The organism is Anaerofilum hominis (assembly GCF_014287275.1).
Taxonomy (GTDB): Bacteria; Bacillota; Clostridia; order Oscillospirales; family Ruminococcaceae; genus Pygmaiobacter; species Pygmaiobacter hominis.
This window is the reverse complement of sequence record NZ_JACONZ010000005.1, coordinates 226,448-249,572: the sequence shown is the minus strand read 5'-3', so window position 1 is coordinate 249,572 and position 23,125 is coordinate 226,448. Positions and strand designations below refer to the sequence as shown.

At 60.6% G+C, this 23,125-nt stretch carries 21 protein-coding genes; 1 reads left to right on the top strand and 20 read right to left on the bottom strand.

The annotated features are described in order from the left end of the window. Positions 1 to 46: 46 nt before the first annotated feature. The 19 genes from H8S23_RS13250 to H8S23_RS13160 form a co-directional block, all read right to left on the bottom strand. Positions 47 to 952 (bottom strand): ribokinase, encoded by a 906-nt coding sequence (locus tag H8S23_RS13250; protein WP_186888833.1) that lies wholly within the window; start codon positions 950 to 952, stop codon positions 47 to 49. Further along, on the bottom strand, positions 949 to 1,980 hold the full coding sequence (locus H8S23_RS13245; protein ID WP_186888832.1) for a LacI family DNA-binding transcriptional regulator: 1,032 nt from the start codon (positions 1,978 to 1,980) through the stop codon (positions 949 to 951). Before H8S23_RS13245 ends, H8S23_RS13250 begins: the two co-directional genes overlap by 4 nt. 645 nt (positions 1,981 to 2,625) lie before the next feature. Then, entirely contained in the window at positions 2,626 to 3,024 is a 399-nt protein-coding gene (rbsD, locus tag H8S23_RS13240) for a D-ribose pyranase (RefSeq protein ID WP_186888831.1), read from the bottom strand. Between the two features lie 17 nt (positions 3,025 to 3,041). Continuing rightward, on the bottom strand, positions 3,042 to 4,040 hold the full coding sequence (locus H8S23_RS13235; protein WP_186888830.1) for an ABC transporter permease: 999 nt from the start codon (positions 4,038 to 4,040) through the stop codon (positions 3,042 to 3,044). Positions 4,041 to 4,063: 23 nt separating this feature from the next. Beyond that, positions 4,064 to 5,545, bottom strand: a complete 1,482-nt coding sequence (locus tag H8S23_RS13230; protein WP_341479928.1) for a sugar ABC transporter ATP-binding protein — start codon at positions 5,543 to 5,545, stop codon at positions 4,064 to 4,066. 142 nt (positions 5,546 to 5,687) lie between these two features. Next, positions 5,688 to 6,683 carry a sugar ABC transporter substrate-binding protein gene (locus H8S23_RS13225; RefSeq protein ID WP_186888829.1) on the bottom strand — a complete coding sequence of 332 codons (996 nt, stop codon included), beginning with the start codon at positions 6,681 to 6,683 and terminating at the stop codon, positions 5,688 to 5,690. Positions 6,684 to 6,760: 77 nt separating this feature from the next. Beyond that, positions 6,761 to 7,714, bottom strand: a complete 954-nt coding sequence (locus H8S23_RS13220) for an alpha/beta hydrolase (protein ID WP_186888828.1) — start codon at positions 7,712 to 7,714, stop codon at positions 6,761 to 6,763. Positions 7,715 to 8,043: 329 nt separating this feature from the next. Beyond that, the gene (locus H8S23_RS13215) at positions 8,044 to 9,030 is read right to left on the bottom strand and encodes a LacI family DNA-binding transcriptional regulator (RefSeq protein WP_186888827.1); all 987 of its coding nucleotides are present in this window, start codon (positions 9,028 to 9,030) and stop codon (positions 8,044 to 8,046) included. 318 nt (positions 9,031 to 9,348) lie between these two features. Beyond that, on the bottom strand, positions 9,349 to 10,785 hold the full coding sequence (locus H8S23_RS13210; RefSeq protein WP_186888826.1) for a M81 family metallopeptidase: 1,437 nt from the start codon (positions 10,783 to 10,785) through the stop codon (positions 9,349 to 9,351). Between the two features lies 1 nt (position 10,786). Then, a complete protein-coding gene (locus H8S23_RS13205) occupies positions 10,787 to 11,452 on the bottom strand; it encodes a YczE/YyaS/YitT family protein (protein ID WP_186888825.1) in 666 nt (221 codons plus the stop codon). 8 nt (positions 11,453 to 11,460) lie between these two features. Beyond that, positions 11,461 to 12,363 carry a ribokinase gene (locus tag H8S23_RS13200; protein WP_186888824.1) on the bottom strand — a complete coding sequence of 301 codons (903 nt, stop codon included), beginning with the start codon at positions 12,361 to 12,363 and terminating at the stop codon, positions 11,461 to 11,463. 239 nt (positions 12,364 to 12,602) lie between these two features. Beyond that, positions 12,603 to 13,346, bottom strand: coding sequence for a ThuA domain-containing protein (locus tag H8S23_RS13195; RefSeq protein WP_186888823.1), 744 nt, complete (start codon positions 13,344 to 13,346; stop codon positions 12,603 to 12,605). Positions 13,347 to 13,405: 59 nt separating this feature from the next. Next, a complete protein-coding gene (locus tag H8S23_RS13190) occupies positions 13,406 to 14,242 on the bottom strand; it encodes a sugar phosphate isomerase/epimerase family protein (protein WP_186888822.1) in 837 nt (278 codons plus the stop codon). 23 nt (positions 14,243 to 14,265) lie between these two features. Beyond that, positions 14,266 to 15,240, bottom strand: coding sequence for an ABC transporter permease (locus H8S23_RS13185; RefSeq protein WP_186888821.1), 975 nt, complete (start codon positions 15,238 to 15,240; stop codon positions 14,266 to 14,268). A 1-nt stretch (position 15,241) separates the two neighbouring features. Next, positions 15,242 to 16,738, bottom strand: coding sequence for a sugar ABC transporter ATP-binding protein (locus H8S23_RS13180; RefSeq protein WP_186888820.1), 1,497 nt, complete (start codon positions 16,736 to 16,738; stop codon positions 15,242 to 15,244). Positions 16,739 to 16,864: 126 nt separating this feature from the next. After that, a complete protein-coding gene (locus H8S23_RS13175; RefSeq protein ID WP_186888819.1) occupies positions 16,865 to 17,881 on the bottom strand; it encodes a substrate-binding domain-containing protein in 1,017 nt (338 codons plus the stop codon). An 88-nt stretch (positions 17,882 to 17,969) separates the two neighbouring features. Further along, positions 17,970 to 18,365, bottom strand: a complete 396-nt coding sequence (gene rbsD / locus H8S23_RS13170) for a D-ribose pyranase (RefSeq protein ID WP_186888818.1) — start codon at positions 18,363 to 18,365, stop codon at positions 17,970 to 17,972. A 37-nt stretch (positions 18,366 to 18,402) separates the two neighbouring features. After that, entirely contained in the window at positions 18,403 to 19,392 is a 990-nt protein-coding gene (locus H8S23_RS13165) for a LacI family DNA-binding transcriptional regulator (protein ID WP_186888817.1), read from the bottom strand. 138 nt (positions 19,393 to 19,530) lie between these two features. Next, positions 19,531 to 20,505, bottom strand: a complete 975-nt coding sequence (locus tag H8S23_RS13160) for a zinc-dependent alcohol dehydrogenase (protein ID WP_186888816.1) — start codon at positions 20,503 to 20,505, stop codon at positions 19,531 to 19,533. Between the two features lie 317 nt (positions 20,506 to 20,822). Here H8S23_RS13160 and H8S23_RS13155 point away from each other — a divergent pair, with 317 nt between their 5' ends. Then, positions 20,823 to 21,686, top strand: coding sequence for a hypothetical protein (locus H8S23_RS13155; protein ID WP_186888815.1), 864 nt, complete (start codon positions 20,823 to 20,825; stop codon positions 21,684 to 21,686). A gap of 497 nt (positions 21,687 to 22,183) precedes the next feature. Here the strand turns inward: H8S23_RS13155 and H8S23_RS13150 are convergent, their stop codons facing one another. Next, positions 22,184 to 23,101 (bottom strand): pseudouridine-5'-phosphate glycosidase, encoded by a 918-nt coding sequence (locus H8S23_RS13150; RefSeq protein ID WP_186888814.1) that lies wholly within the window; start codon positions 23,099 to 23,101, stop codon positions 22,184 to 22,186. Between the last annotated feature and the right edge of the window lie 24 nt (positions 23,102 to 23,125).

Genomic DNA, 23,125 nt, shown 5'->3' with positions numbered 1-23,125 from the left:
TTTTGAAGCGGCGTACCGCCGCTGCAATCGCGATGCTTTTACAGCCTTACAGGCTTTTGGCGGTCCGGCCGAAAGCCTCGACCTCGTCCCAGGTGGGGATGCTGTTGGCCGCGCCTTTCTTGCTCACCGCCAGGCTGCTGGCCAGGCTTGCCATCCGCAGCCCCTCGGCCGCGGGCAGCCCTTTGGCCACACAGGCCAGGAAATAGCCGCAGAAGGTGTCCCCGGCCGCGGTGGTATCCGCCACCGGCACGTCGTAGATGCCGTGGCAGGCCCGCTCGTCCATGTACTGGTACAGCACCCCGTCCTTGCCCACCGTCAGCACGATAGCCGCCTTTGGGAAACGGGCTTTCAGCCCGGCGAGGATCGCCTCGTTGTCCCCCTCCGCGCCGCCGGACAGGGCCTTGCCCTCTACCTCGTTGATCAGGTAGTAATCCACCAGTTCCAGCGGATAGCCCAGCAGCGCCTCGCTGATGGGGGAGGCGTTGAACGCGATCTTCAGCCCTTTTTCCTTTGCCCTGCGCATGGCGTAGGCCACGTTGTTGGTCTCGTTCTGTACCAGCAGCAGGTCGCCGGGCGCGAAATGGGCCAGCACGCTGTCTATGTAACTCTCGGTCAGTTCGCCGTTGGCGCCCGCCGAAATGATGATGCAGTTTTGTCCCTTGGGCGTCAGCTGGATGACCGCATGGCCGGTCACCGTATCCAGCGTCTGCAGGTACCCCGCATGCACGCCCGAATCCTCGAGCAGGGCCCGCAGGTCCTCCCCGTCCGGGCCGATCGCGCCCGCGTGGTACACCTCGGCGCCGGCGCGCGCCAGCGCGATGGACTGGTTCAGGCCCTTGCCGCCGCTGAAAGTCTCCATTTTGCTGGACGAGATCGTCTCGCCGGCGCTTACAAAATGCTCCACGCTGTACACCTTGTCAATGTTCAGCGAGCCCAGATTCAAAATTTTCATCTCAACTCACACTCCTTGCTTTTTGGGGCGGCGGTGCTGCCGCGCACGACCAGCCGGCGCTGGATCAAAAACTCTCTCGGGTCCCCGGTGTAGGTGCCGCGGATCCGCTCCAGCAGCGTCTTTACCGCCAGATGCGCAAACTCGCTGCTGTCGTTGGTCACCGAGGTCAGCGGCGGGCTGCACAGATCGCCGTACATGATGTTGTCCACCCCGGTGACCGACACGTCCCGCGGCAGTTTGTAGCGGCGCTCCAGCAGGATCTGGATCACCCCCAGCGCGATCATGTCGTTGGCGCAGCAGATGGCGGTGGGCATCTTGGGCAGCGCGGAAAAATAGGTGCCGCACTTGCGGCCTGAGTCGCTGTCAAACCCCATCTCGAACACATATTCGCCCGTGACGGGCAGGCCCGCCTCCTGCATGGCCCGCAGGTAGCCCGCCCGGCGGCTGACCTCGATCGAGGTGCCGGTATTGCCGCCGGCAAACCCGATATCGGTGTGCCCCAGCGCGATCAGGTGCTTGGTGGACAGATAGGTGCTCTGCCCGCGCACGCCGTGGACCGAATCAAAGGGGCAGGCGTCATAGGAGTTGATCATCACCACCGGCACGCCGGACCTCTGCAGCTCCCGCAGGATGGTCTGATGGGAGGAGAAAGAGGCGAACAGGATGCCGTCGGCCGCGATTGCGTCCGCGACGCCGAGATATTTCATCTCCATGGAGAACTCCCCGCCCGAATCGAACAGGGTGACGGTGTAGCCCTCCTCAAAAAGGAGGCGCTGCATCTCGTTCGCCATTTTGGAATAAAAGGGGTTCTGGATATCTGGTACCACCAGCACCAGATTTTTAGTTTCCTTGTTCTTGAGGCTCTGGGCGATGCGGTTGGGCCGGTAGTGGAACCGCTCCACCACCTCGCAGATGCGGCTGGCGGTCTGCTCGTCCACATAACCGGTGCCGTTCAGATAGCGGGAGACCGTGGTGGGAGAGACCTTTGCTTCTTTTGCAATATCACGGATCGTGATGGCCTTTCCCATTGCTCCCCCTCCCTTTTACAAGGTGTAACCGTTACCACACCCTGAATTATATTTTCGCCTCCGCGAAATGTCAACAACTTTTCCATTGTTGTCATCATTTTCTGTAATCCTGCACAAGTTTTGAGAAGTCTGTATGTGTATTGGACACAAAAAAACTCTTTCTCATTTAAAGGAAACGGTTTCATATTTTTCAGGATTCCGCCTTTTTCACGGGACCGCTCAGAAAGATTTTTTCCTCTGTCGCAGCTGTCGCGGGAAAGGGGAAGCGCCGCCTCCTGCGCCGGCCGCGGGCCGGACCGAGACGCCCTCCTCTTTCGCGTCCGCCTTGCTCCCACCTCGTGCGGCTCTGTTTTCGGCTGCCGGGCAGGGGAAACGGACGCCATCTCGGCAGTCAGGCCCGCGCCGTCATCTTCTGTGTCGCCGCGCTGCAAAAGCGCAATTTATTTATACTTTTCTTCACGCCGGCCGTTCTCCGGCAAGAGCCGGCGCAGCGGCGCCACCGCATGCCCCGCCGGATGGCCTCCGCAGAGAGGCGCAGCATCGGAGCAAAAGGGCCAAAGGTGCGGGGACAGCTTTGCCGCCGGCCCGTGCCTTTGACCCTTTTCATAAAAATCCGAACACAGAGAACAGGTAACGTTTTATCCCTTAGAAAGGCACCCCTGCCACCAGAATGACATTGGCATAAGAGGTGTTCTCTCCCGTGCGGACCACAGCCCGCGAACTCTCGCTCATTTTTTTCAAACACTCATGCGGAACATATTCCACCTCCACCTTTTCTCCCAGGCAGTTCAGGATCTGCCGTTCCATGTCGGGAGACGCCGCTTTGATCTCTTCGGCCAGGATGGCCTTTTCGACCTGCAGTTCGGTCAGTACGGTCTGCAGCGTCTCGATAAAGCCCGGCACCCCAAATTTAAGTGCCAGATCCAGACGTTTTGCCTGCCCGCGGATGGGCAGGCCGCAATCACCGATCGTCAGCGTATCGGTATGCCCCATCTCCGCGATCATTGAAGTAACGCCCGCATTGAGTAAAACTGTTTTTTTCATTGCATTGGCCTCCGGTTTTATTTCCCAACGGCGCGCAGCATCCGCTTGTTCTTCACATCGTCCAGGTATACTGCGATCAAAATGACGATACCTTTGCAGATATACTGCCAATAGCTGTTCATCCGCAGCAGGTTCAGGCCATTGTTGATAAAGCCGATGATCAGGACGCCCAGGATGGTGCCGAAGATACCGCCCTGGCCGCCGCCCATCGAGGTCCCGCCCAGCACCACCGCCGCAATGGCATCCATCTCCATGCCGGTGCCCAGCGCGGGCTGCATGGAGGTGCTGCGGCTGGTGTAGACCAGCCCCGCCAGGGCCGCCATGGTGCCGGAGGCCATATAAATGAAACGGCGGACCCACTTGACCCGGATGCCGGCATACTGGGCAGCTTTCACATTGCCGCCGGTGGCGTACATATGGCGGCCCAGCTGGGTGCGGTTGACGATCAGATAAGTAATGACGATGACCACGATCATATAAATGACCGGGTAGGGGACAATGCCCAGCGAACCACCGCCAAAAGCGATAAAGGCGTCGTCAGTCAAACGCAGGACGTTGGCCGAGGTGATGACGAATACCATGCCCCGCAGAACGCTCTGCATCGAATAGGTGACGATGAAAGGGGGCAGGCTGGTGCTGGAAATGATGAAACCGCTGATAAAGCCGCTCAGTGTGCCCGAGAGGACGCCGCAGAGAGCGCAGAGCCAGAAAGGCAGCCCCGCCAGCGACATATAGCCGGCGACCATGCCGGACAGCGCCATTACCGAACCGGTGGAAAGATCGATGCCGCCGGTGATCAGGATCATTGTCAGGGCACAGCTCACATACATGTTGGTGGAGATCTGCCGCATGACGTTGATCAGGTTCTGGCTGGTGAGAAAATTTCCGGTGCCAAAGGACAGGACGACAAAGAGCAGCCCCAAAAAGGCGATCTGCCCCACATACTGGGAGAAAAACGCCTTTGCGCCGCCGGAGCGGCCGTTCCCCGTTTTGGGTCTGGATTTGGTTTTTTCCATGGTTTATCCCTCTGTTTTCAAACTTAAATATTGACCGCGTATTTCATGATCTCTTCCTGCGAGAGCTGGGGGCGCTCCAGCACCCGGGACACCGTCCCCTCCCGCATCACCACGACCCGGTCGCTCATGTTGATGATCTCCGGCAGCTCGGAGGAGATCATGATGATCGCGATCCCCTGGCGCGCAAGGTCGTTCATCAGCGCGTAGATCTCCGCTTTTGCCCCCACGTCAATGCCGCGGGTGGGCTCATCCATGATGATCAGTTCGGGACGGGCCGCCAGCCAGCTGGCAATGATCACCTTTTGCTGGTTGCCGCCGGAAAGGTTTTGCAGCCGCGCCAGCTGTGAGGGCGTTTTGACCGACAGCTCCCGGATATACCGGTCGGTGATCTCCCGCTCTCTGCTGCGGTCCACACGGATCCCCTTGATAAAATCTCCGAGGACTTTCAGCGTCATATTGAACCGGATGGTCTGCAGGGGGATGATCCCCTCCTCCCGGCGGTTTTCAGGGATATAGGCGATGCCCCGGCGATAGGCGGCCATTGGCTCCCTGGCGTCCAGGGGCTTGCCCAACAGGGTCACCCGGCCCTTTGTCCTCTCATCCAGGCCGAGGATCGCTTTCATCGTTTCGGTGCGGCCCGCGCCCACCAGGCCGGCAAAGCCCAGGATCTCGCCCCGGTGCACCTCAAAGCTCACGTCTTTGACTTTGTTGGAGCTCAGGCCCTCCACCTTCAGCATGGTCTCTCCCGGCGGATTATAGGTGCGGGTGTAATAGTTGGTCACCTCGCGGCCCACCATCAGCCGCACGATCTCGTCGTTGTTCGTCTCGCTCACCGCTTTGGTCGCCACCATCTCCCCATCCCGCAGAACGGTGACCGTATCCGCGATGGCCGTCAATTCTGACAGACGATGTGAGATATAGATGACGCCGATCCCCCGGGCTTTCAGGCTGCGGATGTTGGCAAACAGCGCGTCGATCTCCTTATCCGAAAGCGAGGAGGTGGGTTCGTCCATCGCTACGATCTTGGCGTTGAAAGACACCGCCTTGACGATCTCCACCATCTGCTGCTGGGCAATGGTCAGGCGCACGACCTTTTCCCTTGCGTCCAGGTCCAGCCCCAACTCGTCGATAAACTTCTGGGCATTTTCATATAGAGTGCCGTAATCCACCATCCCGTTTTTCATGGGTTCGCGGTTGATATAGATGTTTTCGGCGATCGAGAGATAGGGCACCAGGACCAGCTCCTGGTGGATGATGCTGATCCCCGCCCGTTGGGCATCCAGCACGCCCTGGATCTCGACCGCTTCCCCATTCATCCGGATCTCGCCCTCGTCCCGGGACAGAATACCGCCCAGAACATTCAGTAGGGTGGACTTGCCGGAGCCGTTCTCGCCCACCAGGGCATGTACCTCGCCCGCTTTCAGCCGCAGCTTTGCCCCTTTCAGGGCGTAGACGCCGGGAAATCTTTTGTGGATATTGGTCATTTCAAGCAAATAGTTTTCCAAAGCCTTTCCCTCCTTGACAGAGAAAAGGGCGGCGCGGTGCGAGAGCGCGTGGTCTAAGAAGCCCCTTAAACCGCTTGCCCAGGCAGCGCCGCCCTTTTCCCGATGATGTTACCTGGCTATCGCCTTTGCGCGGGGAAAGGGGTCACTCCCAATTTTTCAGATCGCGCTCTGCGATGTTCTCCGGGCTGATCATCCACATGGGGATCTGGAAGTCCTGTTCATAGTCCGCACCGGTGCAGATGGCGTACGCAGCTTCAAAAGAAGCTCGGGCCAGATCTACCGGGGAGTACACCAGCGTGCCGGCCATCTCTCCGTCCGCAATGGACTGCTTGCCGGCGGGGGAGCCGTCAAAACCGTAGACGCGCACATCCTCCCGGTTCAGCTGCTTGCAGGTAGCATAGCAGGTGAGGGCGGTACCGTCGTTGAGCGCGACAAAGGTGGTGATCTCCGGGGTGGACATCAGCATGTCCTCGGTATAGGTCGCCGCCTGGTTGGTGTCGGTGACGATTTTTTCCGCGATGATGAGATCGTCTCTGCCCTTGTCTTTAAAAGCATCCTCCATGCCCACAAACCGGTCGCCGATGGCAGCGATCTCGGGCTTGTTCAAGGTGCCCACCGTGGCGCCCTCGGGCAGTGTGTCGGCCAGATATTCGCCCAGGGTATAGCCTGCTTTGTAGTTGTCCGCAGAGATAAAGCTGGACACCAGGGGCTGATCCTCTTTCACCACGCGGGAATCCGCATTGACGATGGGCACCCCGTTGTCATCGGCATATTTCAGCGCCTGTCCCAGTGCCGAATAATCGGCGGGCAGCACCACCAGCACGTCAATATTTTGCGAGACCAGGTCTTCAATGTTGCTCACCTGTGTGGCCGCCACGCTGTTGGCATCCGTAAAGGTGACCTCCACGTCCTTTTCCGCCGCAGCTTCCAAAAACGCCTCCTGAAAGCGCACCGCCCAGTCCGCCGACTGGTTGTGCATCGCCAGGCCCATCAAAATCTTCTCCTTGCCCGCAGCGGAAGCCACGCCGCCGGAAGCCGCGCCCGAGGCGGGCGGTGTGCTGGAGCTGCCGGAGCCGCCGCAGGCAGCCAGTGAAATCGCCATTGCCAGAGTAAGGATCAATGCCATTGCTTTTTTCATGATAGTCTCCTTTTTTCTTTTTTGTTTCTTTATCCATTCACGCAGCCGCGTGAAAAGCAGACTTGCTTTAGCCCCTTTCAGGCTTTCATAAATGCGCAGATCTTGTCCAGCGCCGCAAAGGTCTCTGTGTAGGTGCGCAGGATAAACGCGTGCGGCATGCCTTTGTACACATGGCACTCCACCGCCACACCGTCGTCCTGCAGCGCCTTTGCGTACATCAGCCCGTCGTCTACCAGCGGATCACACTCGGCCAGAATAAAGAGAGCGCTGGGCAGCTCCGCATGACTGTCCGCCAGCAGCGGAGAGAGATGGGGGTCGGTCAGGTCTACGTCCTTGCCGGCATAAAAAGCGACAGGGCCGCTGTCTTTGCTGCGCTCGTCCCCAATGGGAGGATAAACCTTGGGCGACTTTTTCTCCACCGTGCCCGACATATCCGTGCCCGGATAGATCAGCACCTGTTTGTCCAGCGTGAACTCCCCGCGCTCCCGGGCCATCAGGGTGAGCACCGCGGTGAAGTTGCCGCCGCCGCTGTCGCCACCCAGGCTGATCCTGTCGGGATCCACGCCGAACTCCTCCGCGTGCGCCCACACCCAGCGGACCGCCTCATAGCAGTCCTCCAGCCCCACCGGGAACTTGTACTCGGGGGCCAGACGGTACTCGACCGAAAAGGCCACAACGTCCGCATTTGCCGCCACATAGGAGGGGACGAAATCATGGGTCTCTACGCTGCAGGTCATGTAGCCGCCGCCGTGGATAAAGATCCAGGCCGGGCGCCTGTCGCCTTTTTTCAGGGGCTTATAGTATTTCATTTTGATTTCAGCCCCGTCATAGGACGGATAGGTCACATAGGCTTTTTCCAGCTGGCTGTCCACCGAAAAGGCGTCTGTAATGCTGCGGTAGAACCGGGCCTCTTTTGCCACGATCTCCTGCCTGCGGGCCGGTTCAAAGCCTTTGAAATAGTCCGGCTCCAGACAGACCTTGTCGGCCAGCGGGCCGTACTCGCACTGCAAGATCGGCTCATACTTTTTCATGTTTTTTTCTCCCTTTCTTTGATTGAATTGATAAGGTTAACGTTTACCTTTTGTTGGACAACTTCTTTAGAGGCTTAGCTTCTCTGTCCTCGTGTCCGTGAAAACCCCACAAATTTTAGGTTAACGTTTACCTTATAAAAATATAAACTCTTTCCATCCCGGCTTGTTTTTGAAAAGAGAAAAATCCGACATTCTGCAGTGTCTGCGGATGCGGTCGTCCGGCTTGCCCCTTTGCGGGCCGCAGGCGCCGCTCCCCCGCGAGAGCGGCAGGCGCCGTGCCTCACCTTTTCATTTTTTCTGCAAAAGCAGAACTGCGGTTTTCTCCGCTTTTATACCGTATTGCGTATCCGCAGTTCAAAGTCCAAATTTTTTTTATAGAGCGGCTTTTGATAGAGGATATGGTCGATCAGCATCTCCGCAGCCGCCGACCCCATCTGGTATGCGGGCTGATAAACGGTCGTCAGTGGCGGGCTAAGATATCGTGAAAAGTAAACATCGTCAAAACCGATCACCTTGACCTGCCCCGGTACGCTGATCCCCTTTTCTTTCAGGGCGTTGAGCACGCCCACCGCGATCATATCGTTGCCGCACACTACGCCGTCGATCTCGGTATTCGCCAAAATGCGGTAAAGACCCTCATAGCCGGTCTTGACATCATAGTGATCTTTATAGACCCGTTTCGGCTCCACTGGAAGCCCGGCCTGCTGCAGCGCGTCGCAATACCCCTGGTAACGGTCGAATCTGGCGGCGTACTCCGCGGAGATAAAAGCAATTTTTTTGCAGCCCGCTCCGATCAGCAGGCTGGTGCTCTCATAGATCCCGCGCTGGGTGTCTACAAAGATCTGCCCCATCCCCGTATGTTCCGTTTCTATGTCCCGGTCGACCACGACCACTGGCAGTCCAGAACTGAGCAGCTGTCTCATATTGCTGTTTTTCAGCGCCCGGGCAAAAACAATCCCGTCCACCATCCGCGAAGATAAAAAGCGGATGCGCTCGGTCTCCTGCTCGGCGCTGTCGTCCGTATTGCACATCACTACGCCGAAGCCATGGACCTTTGCCATATCCTCGATGCCCCGGGCGACCTCTGGAAAAAAAGAGTTCGAAATATCCGGTAAAAGAAAACCCAGCATATTGGTCCGTTTTTCTTTCAGGCCTTTTGCCACCGCGTTGGGAACATATCCCAGTTCTTTTACGATTTTCTGGATCCGCAGCCGCGTCTCTTCACTGATATGCTGGTCCGTACCGTTGACGACCTTTGACACAGTGACCGCGGAGACTCCCGCTTTTTTTGCGACATCCCTCAGCGTTACACCCATATTACTCCTGCGCGATGACTTACTCGATAAGGTAAACGTTAACCTTAAATCTGTGCCCTTAGTATATCATCTTTTTTTTCGGTTTTCTATTGCTATTCTGCCTAATCTTGCCCTTTCATTTTTGGCGATTTAAAACAGCTGTTTTCCCGCGGATCTGCGCTGCTGCTCCTCCTTTTCCGGCCCCGCTGACAAAAAAAGACGAAGAGCGCCGTCGCTGCGTCTCTCCGTCTTTTTCCTTACCGGTTTTTCCTGCGGTTTTTTCTGTTCTTAACAAATGGATCGGCTTTTAAAAGGCCCCTCCATCGGTCCGCCTCTGGCTCAGATATCGTCCAGGGGGTAGATGGGGCGGCGGATCTTTTTGTAGTTGAATTCGGTGATCATCTGATAGCTCTCGCCCGGGGTGTTGGACATGATGAAGCTTTTGCCCATCTCTTTGAGTTCCGGGAAGATGTAGCCGAACTTGGTGACAAAGACGTCATAGCTGCTGGGATCCAGCCCGCAGGAGGAAAAATTCACCTTCTGCGTGAACGCGTAGGCCCGGTCGGTGATCACCACGTCCACCCCGCCCACCGAGACGATCGCCGCCTCGCAGCGCTTGATGGGGGGCACGGAGGCGATCCGGTAGCCCAGCACGCTGCGGCAGCCCCGGCAGACCGCGCGCACCTGCACCGGGCGGGTCACCTCGTCGATCTCCATGCCGATGGAGAGGTCGAACACATCCCCCTCCCGATGGGCCCGGCAGACGGCGAAAGCCTGCGGGTCGCAGATGCCGGCGATGAGCACCCGCTTTTTCCCGTCCGCGGCGGCCAGATACTCCCGCAGCAGCACGGTGCCGCCGCCGGTGGTGCCGGCGGTGGGGTTGTCGCCCATATCGGTCACGCAGCAGGGGGGCGGCAGCTCGTACAGAGAGGCGAGGGCCGTCTCGCGGGGAGGCAGCGCCGTCATCTCAAAGCCGAACTCCCGCCGGCGGGCAAAGACCCTCTGCGCCAGGTCGTCCGCCAGCTGTGCGCAGAGCTGTTCATGCTCCGGCGCGGCCGGCACCACCGCCACGGCGGAAGAGGTGCGCGCCGCGTCGGTCCAGGCAAAACCGATATAGCAGCTGGCGCACAGCACCTCCGGCCTGCGCTCCAGCTCGTCCATGTAGGCGATGATGCTTTTGAACGGCTCCACCGTGGTGGCTGCCATCTCTCCGGGAAAGATCATGGGCAGCTTGCGCAGCTGCGGGTGCAGGCGGTGACCGTACCGCAGGTATTCCACCAGCGCGCGGGCCGTGCGCCGGTAGGTGTCGCGCTGGTCGGTGTGGGGCGCGGTGTGGTAGCAGCGGAAGATATTGACCTGGTTTGCAAGGTCCTCTTCCAGGTTGCCGTGCAGGTCCATGCCGAAAGAGATCACACAGTTTTCTCCCACCAGGGCCCGCAGGTCACAGGCCAGCCGGTACTCGCCGCTGCCGATGTTCTGCACATTCATGGCGCCGTGGCAGAACATCCAGATGCCGTCCAGGTCCGGGTTCGCCCGCACGGTGTCCAGGATCATCTTTTCAAAATAGAGGAACGTCTGCTCTTCCACCGGCCCGTAGGACTCCGCCGCGGCGTAGATGGAGGGGATCACCTCCACGCCCGCCTCCTCAAAGATGTCCGCCACCGGCAGGTGGCGCGCCACCTCATCCCCGCTGTAAAACTCGAACATCTCCCGGGTGGTGAGATGAGGGCAGAAGTCGTTGGATTCATGCGCGAGGGCGCCGATCATCACTTTCATTTCAGGCCTCCTTTTTTTCTTCCGGCCGCGGGGCGGGGCCCGCCTGCAGCCGGGCGAGAACGAGATCCGCGATCAGTCCCGGCAGCGCCAGCCCCAGCACCGTCACCACCCCCACCGTGCCGCCCAGGGCCCAGCCCACCGCAAAGGCAAAGCAGTAGAGCAGCCAGGAACAGACCCGGTAGCGCAGGTGAAAGGTGTCCCGGAGCCAGAGCGCCACGCTGTCGGAGGGGGTCGCGCCGAAATCAAAAGACAGGTAAAAGCCAATGGCAAAGCCCAGCAGCGCGCAGGACGCCGCCCCCAGCAGCAGCCGCACGGGGAAGCTCATCTGCGCGGGCAGCAGGGCGCCCAGCACCCACAGGCCCAGGTCGACGCTGGGGCCCATGGCGAGCACCGAGATCAGGGTGGCCCAGCGGATGCTGCGCCGGTTGAACAGCAGGGCAAAGAGGAAAAACGCCAGGTTCACCAGGTTGGCGCCCATCCCCTTGCTGAGCCCCGCCGCGCGCGCGGCCCCCTCCATCAGGATCGAGATCGGGTCAGCCCCGAGATCGCCCAGATACATACCCGCCATAGCAAAGCCGATCATCAGCATGCCGGCCAGCGTGCCGAGGACTTTCAGCGGAAAACCGGCCTGCTGAAACCCCTTTTTGATGCCTTTTTTCTTTTTCATCGCCGCTCTCACCCCAAAAGGGCAAGCGCGCAGGCCTCCACCTCGGCCCGCGCCGGGATGGAATCCGCCGCGCCCCGGCGGCTGACCGCCAGCGAGGAGGCCTTGCTGGCCAGCTCCAGGATCCGCTCCACCGGCAGGCCGTCGGTGACCCCCGCCAGAAAATAGCCGGTAAAGGTGTCCCCCGCCGCGGTGGTGTCCACCACCGGCACGTCGTAGATGCCGTGGGCGGCGGTCTTTTCGCCGTCCCGGTACAGGCAGCCCTTTTTGCCCAGCGTGAGCACCACCCGGGCGCGCGGATATTTTTGGAGCAGGGCGCTGCAGATCTCCGCGCCCTCCCGCTGCCCGGTGAGCTCGCAGCCCTCCACCTCGTTGAGGATGAACCAGGTCACATAGCGCAGCTCTTCCAGCGAGGCCAGCTTCCGGTCGATGGGCGAAGGGTTGAGGGCGATCTGCATGCCGCGCCCGTAGGCCTTGCGCATGAGCGTGCCGATGCCGTTGATCTCATTTTGCAGCAGCAGGATGTCCCCCTGGCCAAAGTGGGAGAGGACCTCGTCCATCTCCTGCTCTGTGATCGAGCCGTTCGCCCCGGCGCAGACGATGATGCAGTTCTGCCCTTTTGCGTCCACCTGGATGACCGCGTGGCCGGTGGGCAGATCGGCGCTGACGCTGACGTGGTCCACATTGACGCCGTTTTGTCTCAGGCGGTCCAGCAGCATGCCGCCGTCCGCGCCCACCTTGCCCGCATGGTACACCTCGCCGCCGGCGCGCGCCAGCGCCACCGACTGGTTCAGCCCTTTTCCGCCGCAGAACAGCTCCCTGCTCAGGGAGGGGATCGTCTCCCCGCCCCGGACAAAGTGGTCCACCCCGTAGACATGATCCACATTCAACGAGCCATAGCACAAAATCTTCATATCCAACCCCCATCTGGTTTCATCTTTTGCGGCGGCCTGTCCGCCGCCTGTCCCGGCCGCCCGGGTCTGTCTGCGGCGGCCTGTTTCTCCGCCGTGACTTTTTACGGTTTCTTTACATATATAATGTAATAATAAGGGGCCCATCAAAAACGGCGCAGCCGCTCATGCGAGGACTGCGCCGTTTTTTTGCGGGCCACGTCCCGGCGGGGCGTGCCTTTACCGGCCCGTGCCGGGGCCTCTTACTTGCGGGCCGCCCACAGCAGGCCGCGGCGCACGATCTCCTGCGCCTCGGGCGCCTCGTCATAGATGCGGTCCACATGGCCCAGCGAGCTGTAGAACACGCGGCCCTTGCCCCAGAGCTTGGTGTAGACGACCGGCATGGCCACCGGCCCGTTGGAACTGTGCGGCCCGGTGGTGGTGACCAGGGTGGTGGCCAGCACGTTCACGCAGGGGTCGAGGTGCAGATAGTACTGCTCGGTGCGCACCTGGAAATCGGGGATGCCCTCGACGATCGGGGAGGCTGCGCCGCGCTTGATGTTGACGGTGTAGGTGGTCTCGAAGCCGTCGTCGGGCGAGGGGTAGAACTGCTGCACAAAGGCCAGATTGTCCGGCGACAGGTCGGAGATGTGGTGGTACCAGGTGTCGCCCGGGTGGGCCACCCACTGGCTGCCGGTCATGAACTGATACTCGATGTTCCAGCGGAACGAATCGCACATGCCGCCGTGGGCGCCGCCCAGGCCCACGCCGCTCTCCACCGCCTCGGCCAGATGGAACGCGTAGCGGTCGTCCATCTGCCCCTGGGTCCACATCGGGATGATCAGGTCGTATTTGAGCAGGGGCTCGGTCTCCGCCAGGCACTCCTGGGTGTCGAACACGTCCACCTCGAAGTCCTCTTTTTCCAGCAGCTTTTTAAAGCGCTCGCTCACCTTTTTCGGCTCGTGGCCGTCCCAGCCGCCCCGGAAGATCATTGCTTTTCTCGACATAGTACTGCACTCCTTTTTTTCTGTATTTCCGTCGTTTTTGTTTTTGACGGTCCGCCGCCTCACATGCCCAGCACGTCGTAGATGTATTTGCGGGAGGTGTAGGCGGACTCGTAGTTGTTCACCCGGTTGAAGTCCAGCTCCACACAGATGACGTTGTCATAGCCGCCGGCGCGCAGCACCCGCAGCACGCCGGGAAAGTTTACCGTGCCCTGTCCCAGCGCCCGGAAGCGGCGGGGCGGATATTCGGGATGGGCGGCCGGGTCCGGGTCGATATCCTTGAAATGGACGTATCGCAGCACGCCCTGGGCCAGATATTTGGCGAACAGCTTTTCCGGGTCCATGCCGCAGAGCACGGTGTGGGCGGTGTCCAGGCAGAGGCCCACGCAGTCCCGCCGGGTGTGGGCGAGAAAATAGTCGATCTGGTCCTCCCGCTCCACATAGGTGCCCCAGTGGGGATGCAGCGCCAGGCTGATGCCCGCGTCGCGGCACATCTCACCCAGGATATCGCAGTGGCGCGCCACTTCATCCAGCTCTTTCTCCCCGATCACCTGGTCCGGCGCCTTGCGCGGCGGCTCCAGGTTCATCTGAGTGGTGCCCTGCGCTTTCATGAAAGCGATGCACTGCTCAGTCTTTTTGCGGTCGTACTCGAAATCGGCGGTCAGGTAATGGTACAGGTTGACAAACTCGATGTCGTATTTGCGGGTCAGGGCGGCAAACTCTTCCGGGCAGCCGTCAAAGATATCGGCGACGATGTTGAAATCCTCCAGGCAGCGGTACCCGCAGGCGTGCAGGTCCCGCAGAGAGGCCTCGAAATCGCGCTTGGGCTTGTCGCTCATCGGGGCCCAGCCGTTGTACTCGTCCTGCAGCCAGGTCCAGGCGGTGTAGGCGATCTTCATGGTGCTCCTCCTTTGTGGTCTTGCTATTTCTTTGCCGTCTTGCTGGCGCGCACCTGGTCCATCAGCACCGCAAAGATGATGATGACGCCCAGGGCCACCTTCTGCCAGTAGGCGTTGACCTCCAGCAGGTTCAGGCCGTTGTTGACCAGGCCCAGCGCCAGCGAGCCGGCCAGCACGTTGAGCGCGCTGCCCTTGCTGGTGCCGCCCACATAGACCGCCGCGATGGCCTGCAGGCCGATGTCGGTGCCGGCCATGGGCTGGCCGGAGGACAGGCGGCTGGCCAGCACAATGCCCGCCAGGGCCGCGCTGAAGCCGCCGATGGAGAAGATGGCCACCTTGGTGCGGGAGACGTTGATGCCGGACAGCTTTGCCGCGGTGATGTTTTCACCCACCGAGATGACGCTGCGGCCAAACGAGGTGTACTTGAACACAAAGCCGCCGATGGCGAACATGACCGCCAGGATGATGACCGGCACCGGGATGACGTCGAAGATATAGCCGCGGCCAAAGGTCATGAAGCCCTCGGGCAGGCCGGAGATGGGCTCGCTGTTGGTCAGCAGCAGCGTGGTGCCCAGGATGACGTACTGCATGCCGAGGCTGGCGATAAAAGAGGGGATCTTGAGATAGTTCACGATGACGCCGGTCAGGCAGCCGATGAGGGCGCCGACGACAAGCATGATCAGCATGGCCAGCCACATGTTGACCCCGGCCCGCATGAGCAGCGCGGCGCCGCAGCCCGCAAACGCGCACATATTGCTGGTGGACAGGTCGATCTCGCCGCCCAGGATGACATAGGACGCGCCCAGCGCCACCAGCGCGTTGACGCAGATCTGGCGCACCACGTTGGTGAGGTTGGCATAGGTGAGGAAGTTGTCCGTCGCCACCGAGAGGATGATGAAGAACAGCAGCACCACCAGCCACACGCCCATGGCGTCGGTAAATTTATTCAGCTTCTGGCCGAATGAGGTTTTTTCCTTGATTGCGTTTTTATCTCCCATTTTATGCTCCTCCAACCGCGTATTCAGTAATGGTGCTCTGGGAGAAGTCCTCTTTTTTGACCTCGCCCGAAATTTCGCCCTCGTGCATGACGAGGATCCGGTCGCTGATGCCCATGATCTCTTCCATCTCGGAGGAGACGACGATGATGGCCTTGCCCTGGGCCGCCAGCTGGTTGATGATCTCATAGATCTCGCGCTTGGCGCCGACGTCGATACCGCGGGTGGGTTCGTCCAGGATCATCACCTGGGAGTCGGACAGCAGCCACTTTGCCAAAACGACCTTCTGCTGGTTGCCGCCGCTCAGAAAGACCACGCGCTGGTTGATGGACGGCGTGGCGATCTGCAGGTCGCGCACATACTTGTCGCTGATCTCTTTCTCTTTGCCGAAATTCAGGATGTGAAAGGATTTGATCTTGTCGATGGCCACCGCCACGATATTGTTGCGCACCGGCAGGCTGAGGAAAAGGCCCTCCTCCTTGCGGTTTTCGGTGACAAAGCCGATGCGGTGCGCCACCGCCTGCCGCGGGCTGGCGATGGACACCTCCCTGCCGTCGATAAAGATCTTGCCCTGCGCCTTGTGGTCGGCGCCGAAGATCAGCCGCATCGTCTCGGTGCGCCCGGCGCCCACCAGGCCCGCAAAGCCCAGCACCTCGCCCCTGCGCACGCTGAAAGAGACGTCCTTGACGTGCCGGCCGCCGTCGGACATGTGCTCGACCCGCAGGCACTCATCGCCGATCTCGGCGCTGCGCTCGGGGAACTGCTGCTTGAGCTCGCGGCCGATCATCATGGCGATCATCTCGCTCTTGGTGACGTCTTTCACGTCCCGGGTGCCGATGTAGCAGCCGTCGCGCAGCACCGTCATGCGGTCGCAGATGGCGAAGATCTCGTCCAGCCGGTGGGTAATGAAGATCACCGAGATGCCCTTTTCTTTCAGGCTGCGGATGATGCGGAACAGGATCTGGGTCTCGTTTTCGGTCAGCGAAGAGGTCGGCTCGTCCATGATGACCACCTTGGCGTTGATGCTGACCGCCTTGATGATCTCGACGATCTGCTGCTGGGCGATGCTCAGCCTGCGCACGTCCTCGTAGACGTCCATCTTGATGTCAAAGCTGTCGAACAGCGCCTTGGCGTCCCGGTACATCCTGCCCCACTGGATCACGCCGGCCCTGCGCGGCGGGCGGCCCAGGAAAACGTTTTCCGCCACACTGACCCGGTGGATGAGGTTGAGCTCCTGATAAATGATGGCGATGCCCAGCTCTTCCGAAAACTTGGGGCCGGTGATGTCCACCTCTTTGCCCTCAAAAAAGATGGTGCCGCTGTCTTTTTTATAAGCGCCGGACAAGATCTTCATCATGGTCGATTTGCCCGCGCCGTTTTCACCCACCAGGGCGTGGACCTCGCCCCTGCGCAGGGAAAAGTCCATGTCGGTCAGCGCCTTGACGCCCGGAAAAGCCTTGTTTATTTTTTTCAGAACCAAAATGTCTTCGGTCGGCTGCATGTCTTTCCTCCATTCCGTCGCAGCACGTTGGGATTCTCAAAAGAAGCCCTGCGGGGCGCCGGCGGGCTGCTGCCCGCCCGGCGCCCCCGGACTTCTGCTGCCGTGCTGCGTTGCAAAGACCGGTCCTTACTCGCCCATGATCTCCTCGCCGGAAAGGGAGCCGTCCGCGCAGTACACGCCGGCGGACATCGGCTGCTTCTGCTCCACGGTCTCGCCGCCGATCAGGGTCTTTTCGATGAGTTCGGCGGTGAGCACGCCCATCTTGTCGGGATACTGGATGATGGTGCCCACGTACTGGGTGCCCGCGTCGATCAGATCCAGCTCGTCCTGCTCGCCGTCAAAGCCCATCACCTTGATCTCGCTGCGGTTGGCCGCCACGACCGCGTCGTAGGCGCCCAGGCTGGACTGCGCGCTGTAGCCGAAGATCAGGTCCACCTTGCCCTCGCCATAGGTCACCAGGGCGTCCTCGGCCGCCTGCATGGATTTGGCGCGGGTGTCGCCGATGTACTCGTTGACCAGGTTGACCTCGATGCCGTTCTCTTTCATGCCGTCCATAAAGCCGCTGCAGCGGTCCACGGCGGACTCGCTGGCCATGGTGACGTTGATCAGGTTGACGCTGGTTTTGCCCTCGGCTTTGAGCTGGCCGGCCATCCAGGTGCCGCCGACCTTGCCGGCGTCATAGTTGTCGGTGCCGGTGATCGAGACGTACTCCACGCCGTCCGGGGTGGTGGTGCCGTCCATCATATACACGGGGATATCGCTCTTCGCGGCCAGGTCGAACACGTCCACCATCGCGTCCATCCACCAGGTGGCGAACACCAGCGCGTCCACGTTTTTGCTGATCAGGTCAAGGCAGCCGTTGACCTCGGTGAGAGAGTCCAGGTTGCCGTCGACAAAGACGACCTCCCAGCCGCGGCTTTCACACTCTTCCACAAAGGCGTCGTGCATGCGGACATAAAATGGGAACTGCAGGGTGGGCAGCGCAAAGCCGATCTTCAGGGCCTTGCCGTCCTCCGCCTTGGAGGCGACCGAATCGGCCGCCTGGGACGCGGACTGGGACGCGGAAGAGCTGTCGGTGCCGCCGCAGGCCGCCAGGCTGAACGCCAGGGCCGCCGCCAGGATGATGCTGACTAACTTTTTCATAATTTTCCTCCAGATTCTTTTGGTTTCTTTTTGTGGACGGCTGCCGCAGCCGCGGCCGCCGCCCCGATCTCAAAATTCCGGGCCGGTCTCAAAAGTTCACGCCGCCGATCAGGATGACATTGGCATAGGGCGAGGTCTCGCCCGTGCGGATGACGCATTTCGCCTTTTCCATCAGGCGCTTGAACTCCTCATGGGGCACCTTGCGCACCGGTTTGCCCGCCAGGATCTCCTCCATGCGGCGCAGGGTCTCGGGGTTCTTTTCGTCGATCTCGCCGGCGCAGATATACGACTCTACCACCAGCTCGCCGGCCACCGCCTCCAGCACCTGCAAAAAGCGGGGCAGCCCGGCCGTGACCGACACGTCGATGGTCCGGACCCCTTCGGGCACCGGCAGGCCGCAGTCGCCGATGCATAAGTACTCGGTATGTCCCAGCGCCGCCACGGCGGCGGTGATCTCCGGGTTGAGAATTCTGTCTTTTTTCATAAAGTGTGTTCCATCCTCAAAATTTGATCTGCGGCGCTCACACGGTCTGCCGCTGGATATATTCGTGGTCAAAGACACATTCAAAAAGCGGTTTCCCGTATTCGAGATGGTCGATGAGCATGCTGGCCGCCGCTTCCCCCATGGTGTAGGTGGGCTGGCCCATGGTGGACAGGGGCGGCGTGGTGAAGTTGGAAAAATAAATGTTGTCGATGCCGATCACCTTTACCTGCCGCGGCACCTGGCGCTCCAGCTCGGAAAGCGCCTGCAGGGCGCCGATGGCGATCAGGTCGTTGCCGCAGACCAGGCCGTCCGTCTCGGGATGGTGCTCCAGCACCGCTTTCGCCCCGCGGTAGCCGGTATCCTCGGTGAATTTGTCCAGAAAGACATAGCTTTTGTCATAGGGCAGGTCCAGCGTCTCCAGCGCCCGCAAATAGCCCAGAAAGCGGTCGCTTTTGCTGTCCGAGGCGGCCGACAGGCAGGCGATCTCGCCGCAGCCGGCCTGGAACAGCTTCATGGTCGCGTCGTACATGGTCCTGCGCACATCCACATAGACCTTGCCGCAGGCCTTGTCGGCCCGGTCGTCCCGCTCTACCCGGTCCAGCACCACGGCGGGCAGGTCCTCGGTGAGCACCCTGTTCCTGGCGGAGCGCTTGAGCGAGCGGGTGAAAATGATGCCGTCCACCATTTTGGAGCGCAGAAAGTTGTAGCACTCCACCTCCCGGTCCGGGTTGTCCCCCGTGTTGCAGAAGACCACGCCGTACCCTCTCAGGTTGGCGGCGTCCTCGATGCCGCGCACGATCTGCGGGAAATAGGGGTTGGTGATGTCCGGCAGCAAAATGCCGATGATCTTGCTCTTGCGCGTTTTGAGCCCCCGCGCGACGGAGTTTGGGATGTAATTGTATTTGGCGACTACAGCCCGCACCCTTTCACGGGTGGCCTCGCTGATGTGCTCGTCACACCCGTTGATGACCTTTGAAACCGTGGCGATCGAAACGCCGGCGATGCGCGCAACCTCCTTGATGGTCAAATCCGATCCCTCCCAATGTGTTTTGAGGTAAACGTTTACCTCAGCTTGGTTCCCATCCGGCCACCGACGGGCCGGCTGTCGCCGGCGCACGTCCAGGCCATCCGGAAAACACAATAGAGGAACCAAAAAGGGCGGGGATCAGTCGAACATAACGACGGCTTTCATATACCCGTCGGTCTTTTTGATCGAGTGCATAAAGACCTCGGCCAGCTTTTCACTGTCGCGGAAATGCACGGTGTGGGTGACCAGCTTGCCCGGCTCATACACGCCGCGCTTGATCAGCTCATAGGTGCGGGGCAGCATATCGGTGTAGTGGTCGTTGCTCATCGGCGAGAGGTTGTAGACCGTCACGCCGCCCAGGTGCCAGCGGCTGCCGTCGAACTCCATCATGCCGCGGTGCCAGCTGCCCAGCGTGAGCTTGCCGCCCTGGCGGAAGAGCTTATTGGCCAGCTCAAAGCCGGACTTGGAGGCGCCGAAGTCGATGACCACGTCCGCGCCGCCCTTTGCGACGATCTCGTCGATGACCTTTTTGCCCTCTTCGCTCTCGGGGTCGTACACCTCGCAGCCGGGATAGGCTTTGGCCATCTCGCGGCGGTCCTCCCGCAGTTCAAACACGGTGATGCGGCCCGCCTGCGAGCCGCGGGTCAGGCCCTGCAGGGTCATGGTGCCCATATAGCCCGCGCCCACCAGAACGACATGGTCGCCCGCCTGGACGTTGGTGGTGTTGAGCAGGTTGACGACGCAGCAGTTGGGCTCGATGACAGCGGAGGCCCAGTCGCTGGTGTCGTCCGGCAGCTTGACCACGCAGTCGGACTTGACGGTGGTGTATTCGCTCATCATCACGTTGGAGCCGCTGGCGCAGAAGACCTTGTCGCCGGGCTTGACGTTGGTGACGCCCTCGCCCACTTTTTCAACAATGCCCACGCCCTCGTGCCCGATCACATAGGGCGCGGGGCCGGGGGCGGTGATGCACTGGTACAGGCTGGAGTCCCAGCAGCACAGGCCGCAGGCCATGGTCTTGAACATGACTTCATCGTATTTCGGCTCTTCCACCTCGAACGGCCGGACCTCGATCTTGAAGGGTTCCACTACCCAAAGAGCATCTGCTTTCATGGTTCTAGTTACCTCCGTTTATGTGTCGTGTTGTGTGTCGGGCCGGGCCCGGTCCCGTGAGTGAGGCTAATTGTATCCGAGTTTTTTAGGGATGTCAAACGACTGATTTTCCTTATTTCAAGCCATTTTTGTGAAATATCACAACAGTTTTGGCCCCTATTAAATGTAATATAAGGGCAAGGTAAACGATATTTTCCTACCTATCTCACAAAAAACGTTTTTTCTGCCGCTTTGCACTTTTGGGGGCCCTGTGCTATACTCGTTTACGTTCTCCAAGCAGAGCTGATTTCCAGTGATTTCTAAGGAGTTGAACACAGATGCAGCAACTATTCCCGCGCACCATGGTGGGCGGCGTTTCCCTGCCCCGGATGATCATCGGCTGCAATTGGATCTCCGGGTTCAGCCACCGCAGCGCCGCAGGCGACACCCTGATCCGCCGCACCCATCACCAGCCCGAATCGGTCAGCAGGATCTTTGAGACCTTTCTCGCCCAGGGCATCGACGCTGTGCTGGGCCTGGGCGACGCGGACCCCAACCTGGAAAAGGCGATCGCCCTTGCCCAGGAGCGCACCGGCAAAAAGATGATCCTGATGGACGAACCCGTCCTGAACATGGACGACACCCCCATGGCGCGCGCCGAGGCCAAGGCGGCGATTGAGCGCTGCGCCAAACGCGGGGCGGTCTTCTGCCTGCCGCTGCACTCCTGCATCGAGCAGCTGCTCAATAAAAACACCGAGACCATCGACCGCCTGCCCGACTACCTCTACATGATCCGTGAAGCCGGCATGATCCCCGGCCTCTCGGCCCACATGCCCGAGGTGGTGCAGTATGCGGACAAAAACGGCTACGACGTCGAAACTTATATCCAGATCTACAACTGCATGGGCTTTTTGATGCAGGTGGAGATCGAGAGCGTGAACAAGGTGATCCACAACGCGAAAAAACCGGTCATCACCATCAAGCCCTGCGCCGCCGGGCGCACCACCCCCTTTGTGGGGCTGAATTTCTCCTACAACACCATCCGGGAGCAGGACATGGTCTGCATCGGCTGCTTCAACGAGGGGGAAGCAGCGGAGGATATCGAGATCGCGCGCGCCGCGATCGAGCGCCGCCCGCCGGTGATCGTGAGCCGCAACAGCCCGCTTCAGACCTCGGTCATCAAGGGCGTGATCCGCGACTGAGCCGCGCGGCCCGCGCGGCCGGAGCGCGCTTTAGAGGCTGCTTTTGCAGGAAAGGCGGGCCATAAAGCGCGTCCCCGGGTGCAGCCGGGAAATGCTTTGCGCCGCAGGGCGTTCTGCCCCAAACCGCCGCTCTGCGGCCCGGCAGGCCCTGCCCCGCAGGAGCGGTTTTTTCCGCGCGGGGCGATCAGTCCTGCGCGCCCTGGTCTTTTCTTTTCTGCCCGCCAAAACCGTCTGAAAAAGCCCGCGGAGCCCTCGCAACAGGGGCCCGCAGGCTTTTCTTTTGGGGCTCTGCGCCGTCCCGCAGGCGCGCGTCCCGCTGCGCGCATCCGCCGGTCTGAACACCGTGCACCGGCCCTTTGCGCGCAAAAAAAGCGCCCTGCTATGCAGGGCGCTTTTTATCTTCTCCCCCGTCCTTTCGCCGCCCGGCACAGGGGCCGGCCGCGGGAAGGGCGGGGATGTGTTCACTTTTCAGGAAGCCGTGCCGGCGGCAGACCGCTTCAGCCCAGCTTTGCCAGCTCGATGGCGATGCGGGAGGCCACGCGGGCGTTGTTGTAAGCCAGCTGCAGGTTGGAGGCAAAGGAGACGCCGTCGGTGTAGTCCTTGATATGGGCCAGCAAAAACGGCGTGGTGTCCTTGCCGTGGATGCCCTCGGCCTTGGCGGCGTCCAGGGCGCGGTTGATGACCGCCTCCATCTCGTCATAGTCCAGCTCGTACTCTTCGGGGATGGGGTTGCCGATGACCACGCCGCCTTTCAGCCCCAGATCCCACTTTGTCCGCAGGATGGCCGCCATCTCGGCCGGGGTGTCGATGCGGGCGTCCGCCTTGCAGCCGCTGCGGCGGCAGTAAAAAGCGGGGAAGTCCTCAGTGCCCATGCCCAGCACCGGCACGCCCATGGTCTCCAGATACTCCAGCGTTTTGGGGATATCCAGCAGGCTCTTGGCGCCCGCACAGACCACGGCCACCCGGGTGTTGGCCAGCTCCTGCAGGTCGGCGGAGATGTCCATGGTGGTCTCTGCGCCGCGGTGCACACCGCCGATGCCGCCGGTGGCAAACACCTGGATGCCCGCCATTTCGGCCAGCATCATGGTGGTGGCCACGGTGGTGGCCCCCGTCCGGCCGGTGGCCAGATAGACCGCCACGTCGCGGCGGCTGACCTTGCCCACCCCGTCTGCCCGGCACATGATCTCCAGCTCTTCCGCGGTGAGGCCCACTTTCAGCTTGCCGCCGATGATGGCGGTGGTGGCGGGGACGGCGCCCTCGCCGCGCACGATCTCTTCCACCTTGTGGGAAAATTCCACATTTTCGGGATAGGGCATGCCGTGGGAGAGGATGGTGGACTCAAGCGCCACCACGGGCCTGCCCTCGGCAAGGGCCTTTTCAATTTCGGGCGAAACAGACAGATACTTGTTCATCATCTTCACGTTTCCTTTCTAAAAACA

What these genes read in the sequence shown, in the direction of transcription:
- H8S23_RS13250 (WP_186888833.1), bottom strand. Translation starts at nt 952, where the DNA reads ATGAAAATTTTGAATCTGGGCTCGCTGAACATTGACAAGGTGTACAGC.
- H8S23_RS13245 (WP_186888832.1), bottom strand. Translation starts at nt 1,980, where the DNA reads ATGGGAAAGGCCATCACGATCCGTGATATTGCAAAAGAAGCAAAGGTC.
- rbsD (WP_186888831.1), bottom strand. Translation starts at nt 3,024, where the DNA reads ATGAAAAAAACAGTTTTACTCAATGCGGGCGTTACTTCAATGATCGCG.
- H8S23_RS13235 (WP_186888830.1), bottom strand. Translation starts at nt 4,040, where the DNA reads ATGGAAAAAACCAAATCCAGACCCAAAACGGGGAACGGCCGCTCCGGC.
- H8S23_RS13225 (WP_186888829.1), bottom strand. Translation starts at nt 6,683, where the DNA reads ATGAAAAAAGCAATGGCATTGATCCTTACTCTGGCAATGGCGATTTCA.
- H8S23_RS13220 (WP_186888828.1), bottom strand. Translation starts at nt 7,714, where the DNA reads ATGAAAAAGTATGAGCCGATCTTGCAGTGCGAGTACGGCCCGCTGGCC.
- H8S23_RS13215 (WP_186888827.1), bottom strand. Translation starts at nt 9,030, where the DNA reads ATGGGTGTAACGCTGAGGGATGTCGCAAAAAAAGCGGGAGTCTCCGCG.
- H8S23_RS13210 (WP_186888826.1), bottom strand. Translation starts at nt 10,785, where the DNA reads ATGAAAGTGATGATCGGCGCCCTCGCGCATGAATCCAACGACTTCTGC.
- H8S23_RS13205 (WP_186888825.1), bottom strand. Translation starts at nt 11,452, where the DNA reads ATGAAAAAGAAAAAAGGCATCAAAAAGGGGTTTCAGCAGGCCGGTTTT.
- H8S23_RS13200 (WP_186888824.1), bottom strand. Translation starts at nt 12,363, where the DNA reads ATGAAGATTTTGTGCTATGGCTCGTTGAATGTGGATCATGTCTACGGG.
- H8S23_RS13195 (WP_186888823.1), bottom strand. Translation starts at nt 13,346, where the DNA reads ATGTCGAGAAAAGCAATGATCTTCCGGGGCGGCTGGGACGGCCACGAG.
- H8S23_RS13190 (WP_186888822.1), bottom strand. Translation starts at nt 14,242, where the DNA reads ATGAAGATCGCCTACACCGCCTGGACCTGGCTGCAGGACGAGTACAAC.
- H8S23_RS13185 (WP_186888821.1), bottom strand. Translation starts at nt 15,240, where the DNA reads ATGGGAGATAAAAACGCAATCAAGGAAAAAACCTCATTCGGCCAGAAG.
- H8S23_RS13180 (WP_186888820.1), bottom strand. Translation starts at nt 16,738, where the DNA reads ATGCAGCCGACCGAAGACATTTTGGTTCTGAAAAAAATAAACAAGGCT.
- H8S23_RS13175 (WP_186888819.1), bottom strand. Translation starts at nt 17,881, where the DNA reads ATGAAAAAGTTAGTCAGCATCATCCTGGCGGCGGCCCTGGCGTTCAGC.
- rbsD (WP_186888818.1), bottom strand. Translation starts at nt 18,365, where the DNA reads ATGAAAAAAGACAGAATTCTCAACCCGGAGATCACCGCCGCCGTGGCG.
- H8S23_RS13160 (WP_186888816.1), bottom strand. Translation starts at nt 20,505, where the DNA reads ATGAAAGCAGATGCTCTTTGGGTAGTGGAACCCTTCAAGATCGAGGTC.
- H8S23_RS13155 (WP_186888815.1), top strand. Translation starts at nt 20,823, where the DNA reads ATGCAGCAACTATTCCCGCGCACCATGGTGGGCGGCGTTTCCCTGCCC.
- H8S23_RS13150 (WP_186888814.1), bottom strand. Translation starts at nt 23,101, where the DNA reads ATGATGAACAAGTATCTGTCTGTTTCGCCCGAAATTGAAAAGGCCCTT.